The sequence below is a fragment of the Leminorella richardii genome (assembly GCF_900478135.1).
Classification (GTDB): domain Bacteria; phylum Pseudomonadota; class Gammaproteobacteria; order Enterobacterales; family Enterobacteriaceae; genus Leminorella; species Leminorella richardii.
Genome location: NZ_LS483470.1, coordinates 492,786 through 513,408 on the forward strand (window position 1 = coordinate 492,786; position 20,623 = coordinate 513,408).

A 20,623-nucleotide genomic window follows, 5' to 3' on the forward strand; every position below is an offset into this window, starting at 1 on the left:
GCTACCTGATGGCGTTCGGCGCGGTAACCGTTAGGGTACCCGTACCGACGGCCAGCGCCTGAATGTCGCGGTTATACATTGCTTCACCAAAGGCAGGCGGCACGGTAAAGACGCCGGAGTTAGTCGCCTTGATTTGGTAAACGAACTCCTGGGCCTGCTTCGTGGCGTGGCCGTAAATGATGACTCTGTCTTCGCGAATATCGCTATAGCTGGGCTGGAAGCGGGATCCGGAAGAGGCTTTCGGTGACTGCCAAGAGGCGGCTGTACCGTCATCGCTTGAGGCACCGGCGCTTTCCGGTGACTGCTGAACAACTTCAAAGCCGCCGGGCAGCAGGTCAACGATCGCCAGACTGTTGAGCCCCTCTTTGGCGTTAGCGCGGATCTTCAGGCGTACGTAAAGTTTTTCACCCAGCGCAACGCTGTTGACGATATTGCCTTCCTCGTTAACGTAGTCTCGACTGATTTCTAAACCGCGAGAAACGGGCTTTGTCGGCAGGTGCCGATCGTAGCCGGCCTGAGTGACTACGTACCAGGCAGGGACGTTCTCTGGATTGTGGAACAGGACTTCCGTGGCCTGGGCGTCAAAGCTGCTGACGGTCGTTGAGCCAATCATCAGACTGCCGCCCGCCTGCTGTTTTTCTCCCTGTTTAACGCTGATGCTCAGTCCACTTACCGGTGCAGCAGGGGTTTGGAGGCGGGCAGTATAGTATTCCAGCGCTAAAATGGTCATTGCTGAAGAGTAGGTGGTATAACGCTCCTCTTTCAGGCGCAGCGCCATATTTTCCAGCAGCTGAGGCGGGATACTACCAGCCTTCTCTGGGAAATGGCGAACGATGAGGTAAAGGCGAGTGCTGTCTTGAACCAGCGGATCGAAGTAGCCTCTTGTCCACCAGGCTTTGTCATAGCTTTTGCTAAGGGCTTCCCAGGTTGGCTGTAAAAGCGCATCGGCCTGTTTGTCCATTTTCAGCATCTTGTAGGATGCGGCAAGGTACAGCGATCCCAGATCCTGCTGCCAGCTGTCAGGCGCATTCTTTTGCATGCGCGTCTGAACTGCGGCCAGCAGGCCAGTGGTGACCTCCCCTTGGCGCGTTAACAGATAGGTGGCAAAGGCGCGCAGACGCAGGTCGTCTTGCGTGTACATTGCGTCGTTTGCCGCCATACGCGCCAGATAGCCGTTGGCAGATTTAAGCAGCGATTCGGAGATGGGGTAGCCCGCTTCGCGCGCTTCCAGTAAGAACTGAACGACATAAGGGGTGATAAACGGATCGGCATCAGGCGAAGAGCGCCATTCACCGACAGCTCCCTGACTGTTTTGACGCGCCAGAAGCGTAGTGATCACGTTTCTAACCTGACTGCGGGTTTTTTCCTGTACGCTCCCGGCTTTTGTCTCAGGATGGCGCTGCTGAAACAGTAGCGGCACCGTCTGGCTGACAATTTGCTCAGAGCAGGCGTTAGGGTAGTCCGCCAGATACTGAGAAAGGCCGTTAGTCAACACCAGAGGCGAACGGGACACTCTGGCGTCGCGGCGGGCAAACTGATCGTACATTTGACGAATGTCGCTTACGTTTTGCTGAGTGCCGTCCATCCGGCCCATTATAGACTGGGTGCGGAAAGGTGCTGCTGGCCTGAGGGATAGGCTAACGGTACGTGAAGCTGACTTATCGCCAGCGTGGGCGCTAAATTGAATCGACGCATTGCCCAGATTGTCTTTCGCCTTGAGGCGGAAAGTCACAACCCCTTCCTGCTTTTCTGCCAAAGACAGGCTGTAGTTTTGATTGCCAACGACTTCAAGCTGAGGCGGCGGCTTAATAGCCACATCTAGCGTTGTTTTCTCGCCGTTAAGACCAGTCAAGTTGTTAGCGACACCCAGCGTGACGTCAAACTGGTCACCCGGAGAGACGGTTGTCGGCACGTTAGGGCTTAAGACAAAGTCGTCGCGAACGGTAGTGTAGCGCTGGGTATGACCGATGCGTTCTGGCGTAACGGACACCGCCATCACCCGCAGCTTGCCGTTAAAGTAGTCCGGCACGCGGTAGCTAAACTCGGCTTCGCCGTTAACGTCAGTAATGCCTGACCAATAGGCGACGGGCTCATCTTTTTTCCGCTTGAACGGGTTCAGGTGCAGGTCTACGCCTTCGCCCGCATCGCCGCCAGGCGCAGAGGCTAGGGAGAGCATCTTGCTGAACTCTGGCAGGATAAGGTCAAGGATCTGGGCGCTTTCTACTTCCAGCGCGCGCTTGCGGAAGAAATAGTCCAGCGGATCCTTCAGGCGATAGCGGGCAACCTGAAGAATACCTTCGTCCACGGCGAATACGGTAACGCGCTGTGCAGAGTCAGTTTTCACCTTGATAGACAGCGTTTCTCCGGGCTTGATGATTTCCGGTGAATCGATCTCTATTTTTGCCTGACGAGCTTCGTGGCTGATTTTAAACGGAGCCACGCCGTAGCTGAGCGGGCTCATAAAGATCTCATCGGAGTTCATATCGCGAATGAACTGCACGTTGATGTAGCCGTTGCCTTCCATGTCGGCGGGAAGGCGTATGGTTTGTACAGAGCTTGTGGTGTCAGTATGGAACCACTGCCAGTGGTAAACTTTATCCCGTTCAATAGTAATGATGCCGCTGCCCGCGTAGGGCGCATTAATCGCTACCTCAATATCTTCACCCTGACGATACGATGTTTTATTGAGGGTGAGTTTCAGCTCTGCATTGCGCTCAAGTGAACGGGAAACGTTAGCATTGCCCGCCACCGTGTAGGAAACGCGGTTGAGTACTTTATTGTCCGCATCTTTAATCACCAGCACGAAGTTACCCGGCTTTTCTGTGTTCAGCGTAAAGTCAGTTCCCTGAGCGCTGATAGAGAGAGGCTCTTCGGCGATGGCAGCCTCTTTCAGCTTGGACTGATACTTATAGACGCCGGAATTTTCACGGGTCAGTACCGAGAGGTACTTCTGCTCCAGTAGCTCTGCCTTTAGCCCAGACAGAGGGATCTGCGCGAGTGAAGGATCGACAGCAAGCAAGTTTATTTTGCGCTCTGAACGATGGCTGATGTAGTCCAGCGAACCGTCCGCCTTTACGCCGACCAGATAGTCGTGAGGGGAAACCATGACGCGCGCTGCGGCAGTGACAGAACGACCTCCACCGGCCTCAAAGGCTTCTGAAATAAGCTGGAGCTGATAAGTCGCATCGCCGTAGGCTTCAAGCCCCAGAGCAATCGAGGCTTTACCATTCGCATCGGTTGTGCGTTCTTCAAGTTCAGTGTCGAAGCCGTCGCCGCTGCGGCGGTTTTCATAAAACTGATAGTCGGCAAACTGGCTAAAGTTGGGGTAGATCGGGCGCAGCGTGAGTTTGGACTTAACGCGCCTGTCCTGTGCTGGCGTACCGAACAGGTTTTGTACGTCAATGTCAGCCTTTAGTTCGGACGGCTTGACCCAGCCCTGCTTGCGATCTGGCGTGAGGGTAAGGGCTACTTTCAGTCTGTCTGGCTCAAACTCTTTGATTCTAACCATGGTACTGCCCAGCAGGCGGGAATCCCGCTTGTCTTTGCCGACCAGATACAGATCGACGGTCCAGTCGCCAGTGGGTGAGTTTTCTGCGGTAGTGTAACTGAGCTCATTAAAACCGGAGGCTTCCAGTGTGAGCGGAAACTCTGCCATCAGAGTATTTCTTGGATCGCGCACTTCAGCGCGTAGAGGAATACCGGTGACAGGGGTTTTCCAGTCTACGGTTCTTGTAATCAGGCCAATGTTAAACTTTTCCCCAGGACGATAGACACCGCGATCGGAGAATAGATAACTCCCCAGCGTTCGGGGATCCCTAGGCGTGCTTTCACCGAAAATGTCGAAGCGAGAAAGTTCGAGCTGGCGATCGTAATAGGCATACGTAGGTAGGAAAGAGACATCCCCTTCCTTTTCCACCAAGAACATAACCGCCGTCTGTTCGGCGCGAAAGTCCTTTAGAGAAGGGAACGCGACGTGGCCGTCTTCAGCGGTGGTTTTACTTAACAGCGTAGTGCCGTTTTTAGCGATAACGGACACTGTCGCACCGCTGACGGGCTCGCCGCTGTGAATTGACTGAACGAAAACGTCTCGGGAGCCGTCAACTGACGTTTTTGACATAATGCCAAGGTCGGTAACAACGACAAAGCGGGAATCTGTAGGGCGCGGCTCCGCTTCTTCATCCATGGCTTCTGGATCGTTACCGTCATACTCGTTTTCATTCTTTTTAACTGTGTTCTTTTGAGGATCCCAGGGCTTTAGGCTAAGCAGGAAGATACCGCGTTTAGATTTAGGATCGCTGGTCAAATAGCGGCTAAGATCGATGCCCTCGTATTTGACATCACCTGGATTGCTAACGTTGATAGCCGTTTGATAACTGAAGCTTTCAGTAAAGTATTCGGCGTTCAGGCGATCAAAGTCTGCGGCGGTGAAGGTCTCATTCTTAAACGAAACGATGTGCTGTAGCTGGCTTGGAATAACGCGCTTAATATCAAGCTTCAGACCGGGCACGTTGCGGGCAGTGACCGTAATGCGTTTGTCTCCCTTCATGGATAACAGAGAGCCTTCTGATACGAAGCGCAGTGTCTGAGGATAGTCGGGAACGCTGACGAGCCTGTAAACATTATTTTTCAGCCTGTAGCCACCGGCAGAAGCCAGCCCGGCAGAGACTTCCACCAGTAAATAGCGGTTGGCCGGCGCGTTATAGGTAAAGCTGAAGCTGGCCTGATTTTCCTGTTCATTGTCGTTCATCACAATGGGCAGTGAGTCGGATTGAGACATAATGGATTCATCTATCTCCTCAATCTGCCAAGGGTATACAGCATCTTTATCGGTCTGTGCGCTTTTAGTTGGCTTATGCTGGGGGAGAAGCCAGGCTCTCGTGCTAGAAGCGATCGCTTTCTCATTAACTGCGTCGCTTAATGACAGAATCAGCGCCCGAGCGTCTTTACCGCCTTCTGTTTCAATCAGCTGACTGTGAATGTGATCCACACTCAGGCTATAGAGGCTTGGAACCTTGACTGTATAGGTTTTGGGCGTCGCGGTCGCGTTTACTGACGCGGCGCTTGTGACACCCTTATCGATACTGAGTGTGACCTGCATGTCATTATCTGAAGGGGCGATTTGCTCTGAATGAACCCACGCCTGAAGCTTTTTGTCATCGTAAACGACGGAGTGTTTTAGCTTTTGGTTAGGAGACAGGGTTAGGTTGAGGCGTTTTTCAAAGCTCTGTACGTCAACGGGCGCGTTAAAAGTTACGGAGAAAATAGCGCTCTTTTTCTGCGGATCGCGAGGGTCTTGGTAAAACTCTCTTTGGGACAGACGATAGTCGAAAGCAGCTATCTTAAAGGTGGCCTCACTTTGAGTTAGTGCAACCTGTGGAGCGACCAGCTGTGCGTTGTTGAACGTGACTTGGTACTCTTGCCCCATGGGCATCGCTTTGGCAGCAGTAAAGGTCAGTGTACGTTCATCCTGCCAGCGCCATTCCCCAGCAACGGCAGGTGAAAGAGTAATGCCTTCAGTAACGGTTTTACCAATGCGCTCAATGGGCGCTGCGGGGCGTGAAAACTTCAGAGTGAGGCGCTGAGGTTCTGCCGTTGCGCTGCGGTAGTTAACGGGTGACGGCACCTGAAGGCGGACATTGGTCTTGTGAATAACAAGCGGTGCCGGATCGATAGGAACCGGACGATTCAGATTCCAGTGATAGGCGTAGTAGCCGCCAGAGCCCGCGGCAGCCAGCAGAACCACCGCCAAGGCGGAGGACTTAGGATAGCGATTTACCCCGCCTTCAGCCCACAGGAGCGAGCGCCCGACAGCGCGAAGCCAGCCGGGCGTGCGCCACTGCACCCGCCCGATAAAGGGCGTTAACAGCAGGCCAAGAACGCGCAAACAGGCGGACAGCGTCCAGCCAATTGCGCGTAAAAGCGTAAAGGGAAAGCGGAGTAGAAAGCGCAGTACGTCCATATAGCTATAGTCCTTTAAGTGCCACAGGTCGAAAGTAAAAGTGCGTAGTTTTGGTCAGCATAGTTTGCCAAACCAGTATGAAGAGTATGTGAAGTAATAGTAGTGGGAAAGAAACTATCCCGTCCGTTGACCTGTAGGAATTATCGACGAAGCTGGTTCGGACGGGAAGCCTTGAACGCCTATTTAATGAGAGTCACAGCAGCGTTTACCTCCATCGTGATGGCAGTCACCATGGTCATGTTCGCTGCCTTCGTGACTGCATCCACATCCTCCGCCTACTGCTTTTTTCGTTTCATAGTTGGGGGAGCGCTTCCCCTGTTGGGCGTCTGTCAGCGGCGTAAACCCCTCCAGATGCGCGGCACACAGTGCCTGAACGTCGATATTTCCACTGTGGGTCTTGAAGACAGACAGTTCGCGAGAGAGCAGCTTTCCAAGCATGCGCTCGCCGATATGGCGGACGATCACCCGTTGTGCATTTTGACGCTGCAGCATGTTTAGCAGCGCTTTCTTTTCTGCACAGCCACCTTCTCGGGCCGGGTTTATGTGGTGACATACGATGCGGCCTTCGGCGTTGATAAAAATGAAGCTTTCCGCTTTGGTAAAATGGCCAGAGATATGCTCTTTTGTTACGGGAATTGCAGTGATCATTCGCGATCCTCCTGTATATTTTCAGTTTTGTAGTTCATTATCAGCGCCTTTCCCTGAGAGAGGCATTCGATCACTTTGAAACGAGCCGTTTTCAGTATGTTGGCCAGCGTTTGGCGTGAAACCCCCATTTCGGCGGCAGCTCTCTGCTGCTGCATGCCGAGGTAATCCACCAGCCTTAGAGCCTCAAACTCATCTTCTCCGAGTGAGACTTCATCCAGCAAGCGCATGGGGATACCGTTAGGCTTAAAACAGGTATTAGCCGGCTGGCCGCAGACTTTTCTCGGAATTTTAGGACGTGGCATAGTGGCTCCTTATTGGCATATGCTATATAAAATACGCGCTGTTTATGGCATATGCTAATAAATATTTCCGATCTTTGTGACTCGGATAGCTTTAAGTTACGTTAAACTAGTGACTATATTTTCTCTGAGGTCAGGCTATGGCTATTTCCTTAGTGGCTTATGCACGGGGGCTGGATAAGCCCACTAGTGATATTTACGTTGAGAAAAAGGCTATTCGCCGCGATAGCTATCAGGAGAGCGGCGTAAAGGTTGACGTGTGTGAAGAAACCTACCGATTTTGCGACGGTGTTGTGCTACGCCGCTTGATAGAGATTGACGACGTTTGCGCCGCGTTGGAGTCTGAAGGCGTATGTGCCGAGTGTTGGATAAGTTATGAAGTCTTAGATAGCGCGGGAATTGACATCCAGCCAAAGTGTAAGGTCTTTAGTAATACCTGCCAGATGAGGTTTTGGTTGAGGATGGGAGATTTGTCCACGACAGCGTAAAGATAAAAAAGCCGATGTTAAATCGGCTTTTTACTATACATCGTAGCTCTACTGGTTAGCCACCCGATCCCCATAGGGCAGTTTATCGTAGTCGTGCAGCCCGTCTTTTTCATAGGGATCGCCAATCCAACGGGTTCTTTCCTGAAACTCTGGGCTGGTGAGCGAGTAAGTAGGATCGTAGCCGTCATAGCTCAGCCCAGCTAAATCTGACCAAGTGTGTATAAGCTCAGAGCTGCTGTACTTTCTATCGACATAGGCGCTCAGATCGCGAGGGTGGGCTGACTGCCATTTGGGCGATGTCCACATGATAAAGGGTACGGTATACATGTGACGGGTCGGCTGTTTCTCGTTGCGCCCCTGAATATCGTGAGGGGGCGTGTCGTAAACCTCTTCGCCGTGATCGGAGAAGTACAGCAGGAAACCGTTTGGATCCGTTGCCTTATAGTCTTTAATCAGGGATGCCACAACGTAGTCGTTAAACAGGTTGGCGTTGTCATAATCGTTATATGACTCAAGCTTATCGTTGGACAGCCCCGCCGGAGCGTGCTCTGTCTTGCCGTCAAACTTACCCCAGTCTTCCGGATAGCGATACTTGTAGTTCAGGTGTGTTCCCAGCAGATGAACAATGATGAACTTTTTCGGAGCCGGATCGGCCAGCACTTTTTTAAACGGATCCAACACGTTGGTGTCGTATTCGCGGGCGCTTTGGGTGCGCTGCTGGTTCATGTAGTACTGCTCGTCCGTTTGCTTGGAGAAGACCGTTAGCATGGTGTTGCGCTTGGTCATGGTCTGCTGATTGGTGATCCAGAAGGTCTTGTAGCCCGCCTGTTTCATCAAGTTCATCAGTGACGGCTTGGTGAGATAGTCGTCCGGATTCTGTTCATTGGCGAACGTTAGCGCCTGCTGCAGAATTTCGATGGTATAGGGACGAGAGGTCACTACGTTGTTGAAGACAGTTAGACCGCGATCGCTATCGCGTATGGCGTCCAGCTCTGGCGTGGTCTTTCTTGGGTAGCCGTACAGACTCATGTGGCCCCGCTGAGTTGATTCACCGATAACCAGCACTAGCGTTCTTGGCGCTTCACCCGATTCATCTTTAAGGTTTTGCAGCGGCGGTAAAGCGCCGTTTTGGTCAAGCAGGCTATTCAAACTGCTGAGCTGCTGTTGGTACTTAACGTAACCCATCAGCATCTGCCAGGGTGCAGCGGGCTCCATACGGGAGGCGAGGTGCGACGCGCTGGAGGTAATCAGAGGGTTAAGAATAAGTCCGTACAGCAGAGCAAAGGGCACCAGTTGGCGCCAGCGACCGGGAATATAGACAGGGCGAAGGCGCGTCCAGAGAAATATCGCCACAGCCGTGTAAAGCACTAGCACCGCTAATAGCTTAAAGCTGAAGTATTGACTAACGTATTCACTGGCTTCGTTAGTGTTGGATTCAAACAGCGTAAACAGTACGCTTTGGGAAAATTCCTGTCCATAAATCACAAAGTAGGCTAGCGCACAGGCAGAAGCCGCCCACAGCACAATGCCGATAACCGCAGCGATTGCCTTGGTCTTGTTTGGAAACAGAAAAACGGGAATAAGCCACAGCGAGCTGTAAAGCAGCGAGTCGCGTAGGCCCGTGGTACCGCTATATCCGGTAATTAAAATAGTTATCTGGAGTGACGTGGAGAAAAACCAGAAGTAGGCCAGCACCCAAAAAAGGGCTGACCAGCGAAAAGAGGGTTTGGCCTGTTCAGTCGAGGACATCATGAGTTTTGCCTGTAAGAGAGAGAACGCCACGAGAGTAGTCGCCAATCCTTAATAAAAGCTTAACGCTGCCTTATTGAGAGTTGGTGAGTTTTTATAAAGCATTAGCAATGACTTGATGCTAAATATTTATAGTCTATGGATGAGATTTTTGTTATTTGGCGAGACGTTATTTATCAAGATAAGGTTTGTTTAATAATGCTTATTATTTCATTTGTTATTATTTGGTTGTAAGAGCGGGACTGAGGGGATAAATATTTGTAGAGGAAAGGATTAGAGGCTGTTTAACCACATATTGTTAAAGTATATTATGGGCTATCTCGTTTATTAAGGTACTAGGACAGTACTTGGACCTTTCCGTTAGCGGCCTTACCTGAGTATTTTTACGGTCTGCTAATGGGCGATTATTCATAATAGAGTGGTAACTATGAGTTCTCAGCAGGAATTATCAGAGTTTCAATCGTGGTGGGCAACGGAAGGCGACTGGGTTGAAGAGCCGAACTACCGCCGCAAAGGTATGAGTGGCGTACAGCGCATCGAGAAAGACGGCAAAATACTTTACGTGAAGAGAATGACACAGCACCTGTTTCATTCGCTGCGCTACCCGTTTGGCCGCCCGACCATAGTGAGAGAGATGGACGTTATCAGGACGCTGGCTAAAGCCGGAACGCTGGTGCCTAAGATTGTTTACGGTAAAGCATTAAAAATTGACGGAGAGTGGCGAGCGCTTCTGGTTACAGAAGATCTGACCGGATTTGTCAGCATCGATCTTTGGTATGAGCAGCATCAGAAGACGCCTTTTTCTGACGAGGAACGCTTTGCTATGCTGCGCGCGGTAGCCCACGCCTTTAAAAAGATGCACAGCGTAGGGATGCAGCACGGCTGCTGCTATGTGCGCCACATCTTTGTGACGACTCAAGGAGAGGCTCAGGCGGCATTTATCGATCTGGAAAAGGGCCGTCAGCGCTGGCGCAGAGCTAACGCTATTCGCCACGACTTCCAGCAGTTGGAGAAATATCTGGCTCCGATCCCGAAAGAAGACTGGCAGTACGTGAAGGACTATTACTGGTCTCTGTAGTTTTTACACAGCGCGTTGTTGAACGTTCAGCCTGTCGTGTCGCGGCCTTTTGCCGCGACTTTTTGTTTTATAAGCCGGATGTTTTTCCCTGCTCCCGCGATGTGTAAGAAAAAGGCTTTTATCGTCTAGGTCTGGTAGTATTTGCCACATATCTTCTTTTGTGTACGCTATCTGGATAGTGACTTAAACGGCATTGCCCACAGGGCTTTCAACTAATTTTTTAAAATTAAGAAAAGCTCCGTTGCTGGTATAATATGCCCACGAGACAGGTATGTATTGTTCAAAAAATAGACTATCAGCGTTCGGGTAGCTGCAAAGCCTGGGGCGGTAGCGTGTCTTTTTCTCCCATATTCTTTTCTATTATCAAGGATAAAGAGTCCTCTAGTGGATAAGCAATTTAAACGAATTCTTGTCATCAAAATGCGTTTTCACGGCGATATGTTGCTGACAACGCCGGTCATTAGCACGCTGAAGCGGCAGTATCCCGATGCAAAGGTTGACGTCCTGCTTTATCAGGACACCATGCCGATCCTGTCGGAAAATCCCGAAATTAATGCGCTTTATGGCATAAAAAATAAGGGAAGCGGAGCGAAAGAAAAGGTCTGCAATTTTTTATCGCTGATTAGAACCTTTCGAGCCAACCGCTATGACCTGATCGTGAACTTAACCGATCAGTGGATGGTTGCGCTGCTGGTGAGGCTGGTGTCTGCCAAACTGTCAATGACACAGAATTATAGCAATCGTCAGTCGGCATTTTGGAAGCGCAGCTTTACGCAGATTGTGCCTATCACTGGAGTTCACATCGTTGATCGTAACCTGTCGATACTGGCGCCGTTGGGGATTGAACCCTTTTATTCCAAAACGACAATGAGTTATCTCCCCGAGCACTGGGAGTCTCTTAAGGAACGGCTGGCGTCATTGGGTATAAGCGGTCAGTATGCGGTGATTCAACCAACAGCGCGCCAAATGTTTAAGTGCTGGGACGACGAGAAGTTCTCTGCAGTCATAGACGCTTTGCAGGCAAAAGGGCTTCGGGTCGTGCTAACGTCTGGCCCAGGCGCAGACGATCTCGCCTGCGTGAACCACATCGCGGAGGGATGTAACGAACCTCCCGTTACTGAACTGGCAGGAAAAACCAGCTTTCCAGAGTTAGGGGCGCTTATTGACCACGCGGCGCTGTTTATTGGCGTGGATTCTGCACCGATGCATATTGCTGCTGCGGTAAATACCCCCGTGGTGTGCCTGTTCGGTGCGACAGACCACATTGTGTGGCGCCCGTGGTCGGATAACGCGACGGTGCTTTGGGCGGGTGACTATCAGGCGATGCCGGAGCGAGATCAACGCGATAGAAATAAAAAGTATCTGTCAGCGATCCCGGCCGAGGACGTTATTCAGGCTGCCGAGTCGCTGCTGCTGAAAAATGCGCAGCCGCCAGAGCCAGAAAAGGGCGTAGAACCATGATCGTCGCTTTTTGCCTATACAAGTATTTCCCCTTCGGCGGCCTACAGCGCGACTTTATGCGCGTCGCTAAAACGGTAGCCGAACGCGGTCACGAGGTGCGGGTTTACGTTCAGTCGTGGGAAGGCGACTGCCCGCCAGAGTTTGAGCTGATTAAGGTTCCCGTGAAGTCACACTCCAATCACGGGCGCAACGCCGACTATTCTGACTGGGTTCAAGCCCACTTACAGCAGAATCCGGTTGATCGTGTGGTGGGGTTTAACAAGATGCCCGGTCTGGACGTCTACTACGCCGCAGACGTCTGCTACGCGGAAAAAGTAGAAAGAGAAAAGGGCTTTTTTTATCGGCTCACCGGGCGCTGCCGCCACTATTCGGCATTTGAACGCGCTGTTTTTGAGAACGGGGCAAAAACTCGCCTGCTGATGCTGACCGATCGGCAGATTGCCGATTTTAAAAAGCACTATCAGACTGAGGACGAACGATTCCTTATCTTGCCTCCGGGTATTTATCCGGATCGTAAATACGATCGGCAGATCCCTGATGCTTATCAAACCTATCGCGAGAAAAACGGCATTAGTCCAGAGCAATATCTTCTCTTGCAGGTGGGGTCAGACTTTACGCGAAAAGGCGTAGACCGCTCTATTGAGGCTCTGGCCGCGCTTCCCGAAGCGTTACGCAATAAAGCGGTGCTTTTTGTTGTGGGGCAGGACAAGCCTGGGCGCTTTGAAGCTTTAGCGGAGAAGCGAGGCGTGAAGCAGAACGTTCGCTTTTTCTCTGGCCGTAGTGACGTAGCTGAGCTGATGGCTGCTGCGGATGTGCTGGTGCACCCCGCTTATCAGGAAGCTGCAGGTATTGTTCTGCTAGAAGCGATTGCTGCCGGGTTACCGGTTATTGTGACGCAGGTATGCGGCTATGCGCACTATGTTGCCGAGGCAGGCTGTGGTGAAGTTATTCAGGAGCCATTTAGCCAAGAGGCGCTCAATCAGGCTCTGTACCGCGCTTTGGACGACCGCACTCGCCGTAGCGAGTGGGCTGAGAACGCTCGCCGCTGTGCCGATACTGTTGACTTATATAGCCTGCCGGAAAAGGCGGCTGATATCATTTTAGGCGATCGGAATGGTTGAATTAAAAGAGCCTCTGCTCTCCTTGTGGAGAGGTAAAAACGCGTTTAATGAAGTGGAAAAGCTTCAGGGGGAAGTGTTCCGAGCGCTGGAAACGCGCCGAACGCTACGCTTTGAGCTTGAGGGGAAGAGCTACTTTCTTAAGCTGCACTACGGTACAACGCTAAAAGAGGTGATAAAAAACCTTATTTCTTTCCGCCTACCGGTATTAGGCGCGGACAGGGAGTGGCGGGCGATTCACCGCCTGAAAGAGCTGGGCGTGGATACAATGAGTGGGATTGGTTTTGGCCAAAAGGGGCTAAACCCTATCCGCCGAACCTCCTTTATCATTACTGAAGATTTGACTCCAACGGTCAGCCTGGAAGACTACTGTGCCGAATGGATAAAGGTAGCGCCAGCTCCGCATGTAAAAAGAATGATTATTCGACGAGTCGCTGAGATGGTTAGAAAAATGCATCAGGGCGGTATTAATCACCGCGACTGCTATATCTGCCATTTTCTTCTGCACCTTCCCTTTGAGGGGGATGAGGAATCACTGAAGATATCTGTGATTGACCTGCATCGGGCGCAAATTCGCAACAGCGTTCCTCGCCGCTGGCGGGATAAAGATCTTATCGGCCTTTATTTCTCATCATTGAACATTGGGTTGACTAAGAGGGATGTTTTTCGCTTTCTCAAGATTTACTTCGCGCTGCCGCTTAGGGATATTTTACGTGGGGAGAGGGCGTTGATGGCATCGGCGCAAGAGAAAGCCGAGAAAATTAGAGAAAGAACGGATAGAAAATCACTATAATCAAGAGAATATGATGCGCTACTTTGATGATGATGTTGTCACAGAAACTATCCTATACAGTTTTAATCAAGATATCGTTACTGAAGATGAGATGACGGTCTGCTATGGTACTGATAGTGGGTTTATGCTTGGTGCTGCCGTTTCAATAGCCTCTGTGATTAAGGAAAATCAAGGAGCTAACTTATCCTTTCATATTTTTACCAATGAAGTTAAAAATGATTTTTTAACACGTTTTGAAGCACTAGCCGAGAAAAATAGGGTATCTATTTTTATTCATATTATTAACGAAGGTGTGTTATCTGCACTTCCTTCAAATCGACTTTGGTCGACGGCTATTTATTATAGATTTATTATCGCTGATTACTTTTCTGACAAGCGTGAAAAAGTTCTATATATAGATTCTGACGTTGTTTGTTTAGGTAGCATATCCTCTTTGTTTTCTATTGAACTTAAAGAGAATATTCTGGCTGCAGTCACTGAAAGAGATGAGTCTTGGTGGAAGAATAGGGCGAATACGCTTGGAAAAACTGAGCTAATTGACGGTTATTATAATAGTGGTGTTTTATTAATTAACACAGGCTCTTGGGCAAAAAACAGTGTAACCGTTCAAGCTATTTCTCTACTTAATAATGATGTGATTCGTAGTTCATTGACTTACTATGACCAAGATGTATTAAATATCATCACGATTGGAAAAGTTCTCTTTTTAGGGAAAAAATATAATACACAATATAGCCTAAATTATGAGCTAAAAGAAAAGCCAAATCGTCCTAATACTGATAGTGTTATTTTCTTACACTATATTGGGCCTACTAAGCCTTGGCATGAATATGCGTATAAGTATGAGATAGCGTTACCGTATTTTTCTGTGAAGAATGCGTCTCCATGGTGTGATATCCCATTTCAATCACCAACGTCTAGCATGCAATACCGGTATGCAGCAAAACATTATGTGAATCATAAAGCGATGCTACTCGCGATAAAGTCTTACTTTCTCTATTTTAAGTCTAAAGTTATTGGCTAGTAGAAAATGGAAATAATGAACTATAATATTAATAGTTGTATAAAAAACACTGTTTCATTTGGTAATGACGCTGGGTTTGAAGATAAAAAACCTTTCCATATAACTTATGGTGTAGATAAGCGGTACCAGCTTGGGGTTGCAATATCTATTGTTTCTGTACTCATTAATAATAGAAATTCCTTCTGTTTTCATATTTTTACTGATGAATGTTCTGATGAGTATTTAAATAAAATAAAGGATATTGCAGAGAATTTTAGTACATGTATCAATATCTACTATGTAGACCCCGCCTTCTTTCACACTCTTCCTAGTACGAAAGTTTGGTCCCATGCGATGTATTATCGCTTACTTGCCTATGATTGGCTTAATAGTGAAATTGAGCGGGTCTTATATCTTGATGCCGATGTTATGTGTGCAGGCAATCTTAGTGCGTTATTTCAGCTTGATTTTTCTGGGAATGTTGCTGCTGTAGTGGATGACTTTTTCAGTACAAAAGAGAGCAGTATTGTACGATTAGGCTCTAAACTAAAAGATAAACAGCATTACTTCAATTCAGGAGTGATGCTTGTAAATTTAAGAATCTGGCAGGAAGAGAGTTTGACTGAGAAGGCATTAAATATGCTTCTTGACCCTGCGTTAGCTAAAGAAATCAAATATCCAGATCAAGATGTTCTAAATATTATCTTAAGTGAAAGACTAATATTTCTGGAAAGAAAATATAATACTATATATACGTTAAAAGCTGAATTAAAAGATAAAACACATAAAAAATATACGTCAGTGATTAATGATAGTACAGTTTTAGTCCACTATACGGGGGTAACTAAACCATGGCATTCATGGGGTTTTTATCCCTCTGGTGATATTTTCAATATTGCATGGAATTCCTCTCCATGGCGGAACTCTCCTCGTCAATCGGCAGAAACAGTTTCTGAAATGCAAAAAGAATATAAGCATTATTTTGCTTATGGAAAATATCGGAAAGGTATTTTTTCTTTACTGAAATATAAACTTAAAAAATCAAGATAATATTATGATTAAAGGTATGCGCTATCGAGGTTTCTCATTTTACTTCAAAGATAATGACAGTAAATATAAAGAGATTTTCGATGATATTCTTTCCTATAATTTTAAAACAATAAAAGTATTACGCAGTATTGATGATACAAAAGTATCTCTTATTGATACTAAGTATGGTCGGTACGTATTTAAAGTTTTTGCACCTAAAAGTAAGAAAGGCGAGCGCTTTTTCAAATCTTTCGTTAAGGGTGACTACTATAAGAATCTTATTGTAGAGACCGATCGCGTAAGGAAAACCGGCTTTCTTTTCCCTAATGACTTTTACTTTCTAGCTGAGCGAAAGGTATTCAACTATGCCAGCGTATTCATTATGTTAATCGAATACGTAGAGGGAGTTGAGCTCAACGATATGCCTGACATACCCGATTCAGTCAGAGCTGAAATACAGAGCTCAATGAAGAGGCTCCACGAGTTGAAAATGCTGTCGGGCGATCCTCACCGTGGAAACTTTATTGTCAGTAAAGAAGGCGTCAGGATTATCGATCTGTCTGGAAAGCGCTGTAATGCTGAAAGAATGGCGCGCGATCGTATGGCGATGGAAAGGCATTTAGATATTAAAAATGAGCTTGAAGACTGTGGTTATAAAAGAGTGATCTTTAAAACCAAGCTTCGTAAATTTTTAAAGAAATTAAAGGGTAAGGAATAATTTATCCTTCAGCGTTGAGAGTGGACATGGATATCTTACAAGAAAGTATTAGCAGCGTTATGAGTTCAGGAAGCATCAATACAGATGACTTCCCTTCTGGATTAGACATCGCTTACGGTATCGATCGTAACTTTTTATTTGGTGCTGCCGTTTCTATGCAGTCTGTTGCTATGTATAACAGTGGTATTGCGCTTAGATTTCACCTTTTTACCGATTACATTGATGATGACTACCTCATAAGAGTGGATCAGTTCACGCAAAAGAACAAAAATGTTGAGGTTAAAATCTATGTTGTTTCAAAAAAATTTATTGATATCTTCCCTAGTCTAAAGCAGTGGTCATATGCCACTTTCTTCAGGCTAGTTGCATTTCAGATCTTGAGCGACAGTGTAGAAAAGCTGCTTTATATTGATGCGGATGTCATTTGTAAAGGCAGCTTAAGCGGTTTACTTGATATTCATTTTGAAAATGATAAGTATGCGGCAGTTATTAAAGATATTCCGTTTATGCAGGGAAAACCAGCTGAGCGGCTCAATGTGCCAGGCTTACCCGGAAACTACTTTAACGCTGGCGTTGTTTTTCTCCAGTTAGCGGCTTGGAGAGACAATGACTTTATGCATAAGTCGATCTCAATGCTGGCAAGCGATCCAGACCACTTGAAGTATAAATGTCTCGATCAGGATATCCTTAACATACTGTTTTGTGGGCACTGCATATTTATCAGCGGTGACTATGATTGCTTCTACGGCGTTGATTACGAGCTAAAAAATGCGAGTGATAACGACTACAAGAAAACGATTACTGAGGATACAAAGCTAATTCACTATGTCGGCATTACAAAGCCGTGGCATGACTGGGTCGACTATCCCTGCCAGCAGTACTTTAACGATGCTTATAGGTCATCATTTTGGAATGATATTCCTTTTCTGCCTGCCGTCGGCGAGAAGCAGTTTAGCGTGAAGTATCAACACGAATGGAAGAAGGGAAGATATATTTCAGCAATAAAATATTTTATTAAATTTCGTTGCGAAAAGTATTCAAGAAAGTATTTAAAGTAGCAAGATTCTTATTAGCTTTCTATTAAAGGACAATGAATAGTATAATGAAAGTATCAGTTTATGTTATTTCTTTATTAAGGGATAAAGAAAGAAGGGAAAAGATTCAGTCTGACTTTTCAAGTCTGGGTATTGATTTTCAGTTTTTTGACGCAATAGATGCCAAAGATGAACGAAATTCAGATCTTATTGATGGAATGAAGCACGCTGGCCTTGGTAGTGTAATGACGAATGGTGAGATTGCATGCACATTAAGCCATCAGTTTATTTATAAAGATATTGTTGAAAAAGGACATGAATGGGCCATCATTTTAGAAGATGATGTCATCGTCGATCGCCGATTCAAAGATTTTCTAGCATCGTTTAATAATAAAGAAATGAGCAAGTTAGAAAAGGATAATTTATATCTTCTTGGTGGTATGAAAGGATTGCATGATTATCCTGTTATTGGAGTTAGTTTTTTTAATTATATTAAAGTTAGCAGCGCTAAGTTTCGGCGAGTCAATTGGAATCAGCACAAGATACGCCGTTCCTGCTGTTATTTAATGAATAACGTAATGGCTCAACAGCTTTTAGATCTCACCCAAAGCTTTGGAACTTATCGAGCAGACAGCTGGAAATATATCTATCAAAATGGAATGATTAAAGATTTTTATATAGATGAGTTTATATATCACCCAATTGTAACTGAAGGAAACAGTAATCTTGAAAGTGAACGGCGTTCAGTGTCTAAGGAAAAAAAGCCTCGCAGTAAGTTTCAGAGGAAATTAAAAATAATACGTTCCTGGATTAAAGCAATTTTCTTTTCTATATTTTCTAAGTGATATTTTTACTCTAATTTAAGCAAGTGAGCTCATGATAACTAAAAGTTTAAAAGAGAATGGTTGCCATTTGATATTTTTTTCTTATCTTATTGGTCTTATTTTTATCCCAATAGATCCCAATGTATCAAATAAGATAATTAATATAACCGGTGCTTTTTCCTTCTTATTATTACTTATTAAACCAAGATTTTCTTACGATAGAAATATCATTGTTTTATGCCTTGGGCTTTTTCTTCTTGGAAGCTTTTATTTGACGTGGTATGAAGTCTATAAAACTCCAGATGTTGTTTATAGGAATGGTTACCGGGGCTATCTTGAAGCAGGAAAGATGCTATTTTTGGGAGCTTTCACTTTTTTGTTGATGAGTGACTATCGATTTCCAAAGAAGAAAGTAAATTATGTTTTTCTTGCTGCATGTATTGGCCAGATTATTTTAGTAACTAGAGCCTTTTACCAAGGGATCTATTTAGATGCCCCTAGAATACCACTTTCTTCAATGAATGGAAATATTGGTCAAATGGGGGCTGCAACGATTGCAGCCTATATGATAACTTTTAATGCGCTCTACACTTCTATTGTCTTCTTAAGAAGTAAGATAAAATACCATTGGATAATATTTTATCTTAACTTCTTGTTAAGCTTTTCAGCAATCATAATGACAGGAACGCGGTCTGCTATTGTTGCGTATCCTCTAATGATTATCTTAATGCTTATCATTGAATACCGTAAACAAAAGAGTTTCATGTTAAAAATAGTAGCAGCTATGCTATTTCTTCTACTCTCATGTGGATTTATTTTTGGCAAAGAAATTAAGGGACGCATTAACGCTGTTAATTATGATGTTTCTCTTTATGTTAACTCGAACAATAGCCTTTCTTCTGTTGGCGCGCGCCTTTCTATGATTAAAGCCGGTATTGAGAGTGCACCGGATGGCCTGTCATGGCAGTCACTGGAAGAACGAGGTAAAAAGATTATTGCATTAAGCGAGAGCGATAATCTTTATAAAGGGGCAACACTGTTTCTTAATGTTCATATGCATAATGAGGTGATTGAAGCACTTTCTACAAGAGGAATTTTGGGCATTATATTCCTTGCGTTCTTTTATTTCACATTGATTTATTACAGCATTCGAACTAAAAAGTATTTGTTGTTGGTTTTTCCCCTATCAATAATACTATTTGGCCTGAGTGACGTTATTACTCATGCAAAACCTATCCCCGCATCGTGGATAATCGCACTGTTTCTTTCAATTTTATTGCTTTCAGATAAAAGAGAGAAGTCTATATAGTCGTTACGATGGATTGGATATTCTGAAAAAACAAAAACCCGCCTAGGCGGGTTTTTTAATATGGTGCCCGGACTCGGAATCGAACCAAGGACACGGGGATTTTCAATCCCTGCTCTACCGACTGAGCTATCCGGGCAATGGAGCGACATTAAACCGGATTATGGCCGGAAGGTCAAATACTTTAATGCTGTAGGGGTATAAAACTGAACTGGTTGCGCTTTTTTCAATCAACTTTGGGCTTTACCTATAGCACAGCCTGCCCTTGAGGCACACAGAGGAAACCGTTAGAGTGCGTGTTGTCTGATTGGTTACGGTAAGTGAATATACACTTTAATTATCGTTTGTTCCTTTTAAGATGCTTCTCGGAGCATTGGGAATGTCTTAAGTCCGCTTATTGTTAAAGCAGGTGGCCGTTGTTTATGAACGTTGTTTTACAAATCGCTCACTTGATTGGCCTTGGGTTAGTGTTGCTATTGCCATTAACTAATCCGCTAACCTCGGTGGCGCTGTTTTTAAGCATGAGCGGGGATATGACCCGCGAAGAGCGCCATCGTCAGGGGATGATGGCATCGTTTTACGTTTTTCTGATCCTCGTGATTGCGTTTTTCTGCGGTGAACTGGTCATGAGGCTGTTTGGTATTTCGATTCCTGGCTTGCGTATCGCCGGTGGTTTGATTGTGGCCTATATTGGCTTTCGAATGCTTTTTCCACCGCCGCCAGTCCCCAAACCTTTGAAGGTTGAGAGTGAGGAAGAGAAAGTATTAAAACCGGCAACGCAGAGCATTGCGTTTGTCCCCATCGCGATGCCAAGCACGGCAGGGCCCGGGACGATCGCCATGGTGATTTCTGCCGCATCAACCTGGCATCAGGCCGTCAGCTATAGCGCTTGGATTGTGTATGTAAGTGTGGTGTTAACCAGCATTCTGCTGGCGCTGATCCTCTGGGGCAGCCTGAGAAGCTCCGATCTTATTATGAAGGCGCTGGGGAAAAACGGCATTGAAGCGGTTTCCAGGGTGATGGGGTTTTTGCTGGTCTGTATGGGGGTTCAGTTCATTATCAACGGCGTTTTTGAACTGATAAAAACTTACCCCGGCGCCTAGTCCCTAAAACTGT

At 46.6% G+C, this 20,623-nt stretch carries 16 protein-coding genes and 1 tRNA gene; 12 read left to right on the forward strand and 5 right to left on the reverse strand.

The genetic code is table 11. The annotated features are described in order from the left end of the window. Position 1: 1 nt before the first annotated feature. The 3 genes from DQM29_RS02365 to DQM29_RS02375 all read right to left on the reverse strand — a co-directional run bounded on the left by DQM29_RS02365 (position 2) and on the right by DQM29_RS02375 (position 6,909). A complete protein-coding gene (locus DQM29_RS02365) occupies positions 2–5,959 on the reverse strand; it encodes an alpha-2-macroglobulin family protein (RefSeq protein WP_111739129.1) in 5,958 nt (1,985 codons plus the stop codon). A 183-nt stretch (positions 5,960–6,142) separates the two neighbouring features. Next, positions 6,143–6,607: a NifB/NifX family molybdenum-iron cluster-binding protein gene (locus DQM29_RS02370; RefSeq protein ID WP_111739130.1), complete on the reverse strand. Its 465-nt coding sequence runs from the start codon at positions 6,605–6,607 to the stop codon at positions 6,143–6,145. Continuing rightward, the gene (locus tag DQM29_RS02375; RefSeq protein ID WP_111739131.1) at positions 6,604–6,909 is read right to left on the reverse strand and encodes a DUF134 domain-containing protein; all 306 of its coding nucleotides are present in this window, start codon (positions 6,907–6,909) and stop codon (positions 6,604–6,606) included. Before DQM29_RS02375 ends, DQM29_RS02370 begins: the two co-directional genes overlap by 4 nt. Before the next feature lie 137 nt (positions 6,910–7,046). Here DQM29_RS02375 and DQM29_RS02380 point away from each other — a divergent pair, with 137 nt between their 5' ends. Beyond that, entirely contained in the window at positions 7,047–7,394 is a 348-nt protein-coding gene (locus tag DQM29_RS02380; protein ID WP_111739132.1) for a hypothetical protein, read from the forward strand. Between the two features lie 48 nt (positions 7,395–7,442). On the opposite strand, the gene DQM29_RS02385 is transcribed toward DQM29_RS02380, so the two are convergent. After that, positions 7,443–9,143 (reverse strand): phosphoethanolamine transferase CptA, encoded by a 1,701-nt coding sequence (locus DQM29_RS02385; protein ID WP_197708859.1) that lies wholly within the window; start codon positions 9,141–9,143, stop codon positions 7,443–7,445. Positions 9,144–9,570: 427 nt separating this feature from the next. On the opposite strand from DQM29_RS02385, the gene inaA reads away from it, so the two are divergent. The 10 genes from inaA (at position 9,571) to DQM29_RS02435 (ending at position 19,510) form a co-directional block, all read left to right on the forward strand. Further along, a complete protein-coding gene (gene inaA, locus DQM29_RS02390) occupies positions 9,571–10,221 on the forward strand; it encodes a lipopolysaccharide kinase InaA (RefSeq protein WP_111739134.1) in 651 nt (216 codons plus the stop codon). Positions 10,222–10,605: 384 nt separating this feature from the next. Next, positions 10,606–11,682, forward strand: coding sequence for a lipopolysaccharide core heptosyltransferase RfaQ (gene rfaQ / locus DQM29_RS02395; RefSeq protein WP_111739135.1), 1,077 nt, complete (start codon positions 10,606–10,608; stop codon positions 11,680–11,682). Beyond that, positions 11,679–12,803, forward strand: a complete 1,125-nt coding sequence (locus DQM29_RS02400) for a glycosyltransferase family 4 protein (protein WP_111739136.1) — start codon at positions 11,679–11,681, stop codon at positions 12,801–12,803. Before rfaQ ends, DQM29_RS02400 begins: the two co-directional genes overlap by 4 nt. Next, positions 12,796–13,593 carry a lipopolysaccharide core heptose(I) kinase RfaP gene (gene rfaP, locus DQM29_RS02405; protein WP_111739137.1) on the forward strand — a complete coding sequence of 266 codons (798 nt, stop codon included), beginning with the start codon at positions 12,796–12,798 and terminating at the stop codon, positions 13,591–13,593. Before DQM29_RS02400 ends, rfaP begins: the two co-directional genes overlap by 8 nt. A 13-nt stretch (positions 13,594–13,606) precedes the next feature. Continuing rightward, positions 13,607–14,617 carry a glycosyltransferase gene (locus tag DQM29_RS02410; RefSeq protein WP_170126471.1) on the forward strand — a complete coding sequence of 337 codons (1,011 nt, stop codon included), beginning with the start codon at positions 13,607–13,609 and terminating at the stop codon, positions 14,615–14,617. Between the two features lie 15 nt (positions 14,618–14,632). After that, entirely contained in the window at positions 14,633–15,646 is a 1,014-nt protein-coding gene (locus DQM29_RS02415) for a glycosyltransferase family 8 protein (RefSeq protein ID WP_170126472.1), read from the forward strand. Positions 15,647–15,650: 4 nt separating this feature from the next. Next, complete coding sequence (rfaY, locus tag DQM29_RS02420) at positions 15,651–16,343, forward strand: lipopolysaccharide core heptose(II) kinase RfaY (protein WP_111739140.1); 693 nt, start codon at positions 15,651–15,653, stop codon at positions 16,341–16,343. A 26-nt stretch (positions 16,344–16,369) separates the two neighbouring features. After that, positions 16,370–17,401: a glycosyltransferase family 8 protein gene (locus tag DQM29_RS02425; RefSeq protein ID WP_111739141.1), complete on the forward strand. Its 1,032-nt coding sequence runs from the start codon at positions 16,370–16,372 to the stop codon at positions 17,399–17,401. A gap of 44 nt (positions 17,402–17,445) precedes the next feature. Beyond that, a complete protein-coding gene (locus tag DQM29_RS02430; RefSeq protein ID WP_111739142.1) occupies positions 17,446–18,222 on the forward strand; it encodes a glycosyltransferase family 25 protein in 777 nt (258 codons plus the stop codon). 31 nt (positions 18,223–18,253) lie between these two features. Then, the gene (locus DQM29_RS02435) at positions 18,254–19,510 is read left to right on the forward strand and encodes an O-antigen ligase family protein (RefSeq protein WP_111739143.1); all 1,257 of its coding nucleotides are present in this window, start codon (positions 18,254–18,256) and stop codon (positions 19,508–19,510) included. Between the two features lie 61 nt (positions 19,511–19,571). Here DQM29_RS02435 and DQM29_RS02440 read toward each other — a convergent pair. Further along, positions 19,572–19,646, reverse strand: a tRNA-Phe gene (locus DQM29_RS02440). A gap of 283 nt (positions 19,647–19,929) precedes the next feature. On the opposite strand from DQM29_RS02440, the gene DQM29_RS02445 reads away from it, so the two are divergent. Beyond that, positions 19,930–20,610, forward strand: a complete 681-nt coding sequence (locus DQM29_RS02445; protein ID WP_111739144.1) for a MarC family NAAT transporter — start codon at positions 19,930–19,932, stop codon at positions 20,608–20,610. Positions 20,611–20,623 lie beyond the last annotated feature (13 nt).

Bases quoted from the DNA above. Each gene is read 5' to 3' on its own strand.
- DQM29_RS02365 (WP_111739129.1), bottom strand. From the start codon at position 5,959: ATGGACGTACTGCGCTTTCTACTCCGCTTTCCCTTTACGCTTTTACGC.
- DQM29_RS02370 (WP_111739130.1), bottom strand. From the start codon at position 6,607: ATGATCACTGCAATTCCCGTAACAAAAGAGCATATCTCTGGCCATTTT.
- DQM29_RS02375 (WP_111739131.1), bottom strand. From the start codon at position 6,909: ATGCCACGTCCTAAAATTCCGAGAAAAGTCTGCGGCCAGCCGGCTAAT.
- DQM29_RS02380 (WP_111739132.1), top strand. From the start codon at position 7,047: ATGGCTATTTCCTTAGTGGCTTATGCACGGGGGCTGGATAAGCCCACT.
- DQM29_RS02385 (WP_197708859.1), bottom strand. From the start codon at position 9,143: ATGTCCTCGACTGAACAGGCCAAACCCTCTTTTCGCTGGTCAGCCCTT.
- inaA (WP_111739134.1), top strand. From the start codon at position 9,571: ATGAGTTCTCAGCAGGAATTATCAGAGTTTCAATCGTGGTGGGCAACG.
- DQM29_RS02400 (WP_111739136.1), top strand. From the start codon at position 11,679: ATGATCGTCGCTTTTTGCCTATACAAGTATTTCCCCTTCGGCGGCCTA.
- rfaP (WP_111739137.1), top strand. From the start codon at position 12,796: ATGGTTGAATTAAAAGAGCCTCTGCTCTCCTTGTGGAGAGGTAAAAAC.
- DQM29_RS02410 (WP_170126471.1), top strand. From the start codon at position 13,607: ATGCGCTACTTTGATGATGATGTTGTCACAGAAACTATCCTATACAGT.
- DQM29_RS02415 (WP_170126472.1), top strand. From the start codon at position 14,633: ATGAACTATAATATTAATAGTTGTATAAAAAACACTGTTTCATTTGGT.
- rfaY (WP_111739140.1), top strand. From the start codon at position 15,651: ATGATTAAAGGTATGCGCTATCGAGGTTTCTCATTTTACTTCAAAGAT.
- DQM29_RS02425 (WP_111739141.1), top strand. From the start codon at position 16,370: ATGGATATCTTACAAGAAAGTATTAGCAGCGTTATGAGTTCAGGAAGC.
- DQM29_RS02430 (WP_111739142.1), top strand. From the start codon at position 17,446: ATGAAAGTATCAGTTTATGTTATTTCTTTATTAAGGGATAAAGAAAGA.
- DQM29_RS02435 (WP_111739143.1), top strand. From the start codon at position 18,254: ATGATAACTAAAAGTTTAAAAGAGAATGGTTGCCATTTGATATTTTTT.
- DQM29_RS02445 (WP_111739144.1), top strand. From the start codon at position 19,930: ATGAACGTTGTTTTACAAATCGCTCACTTGATTGGCCTTGGGTTAGTG.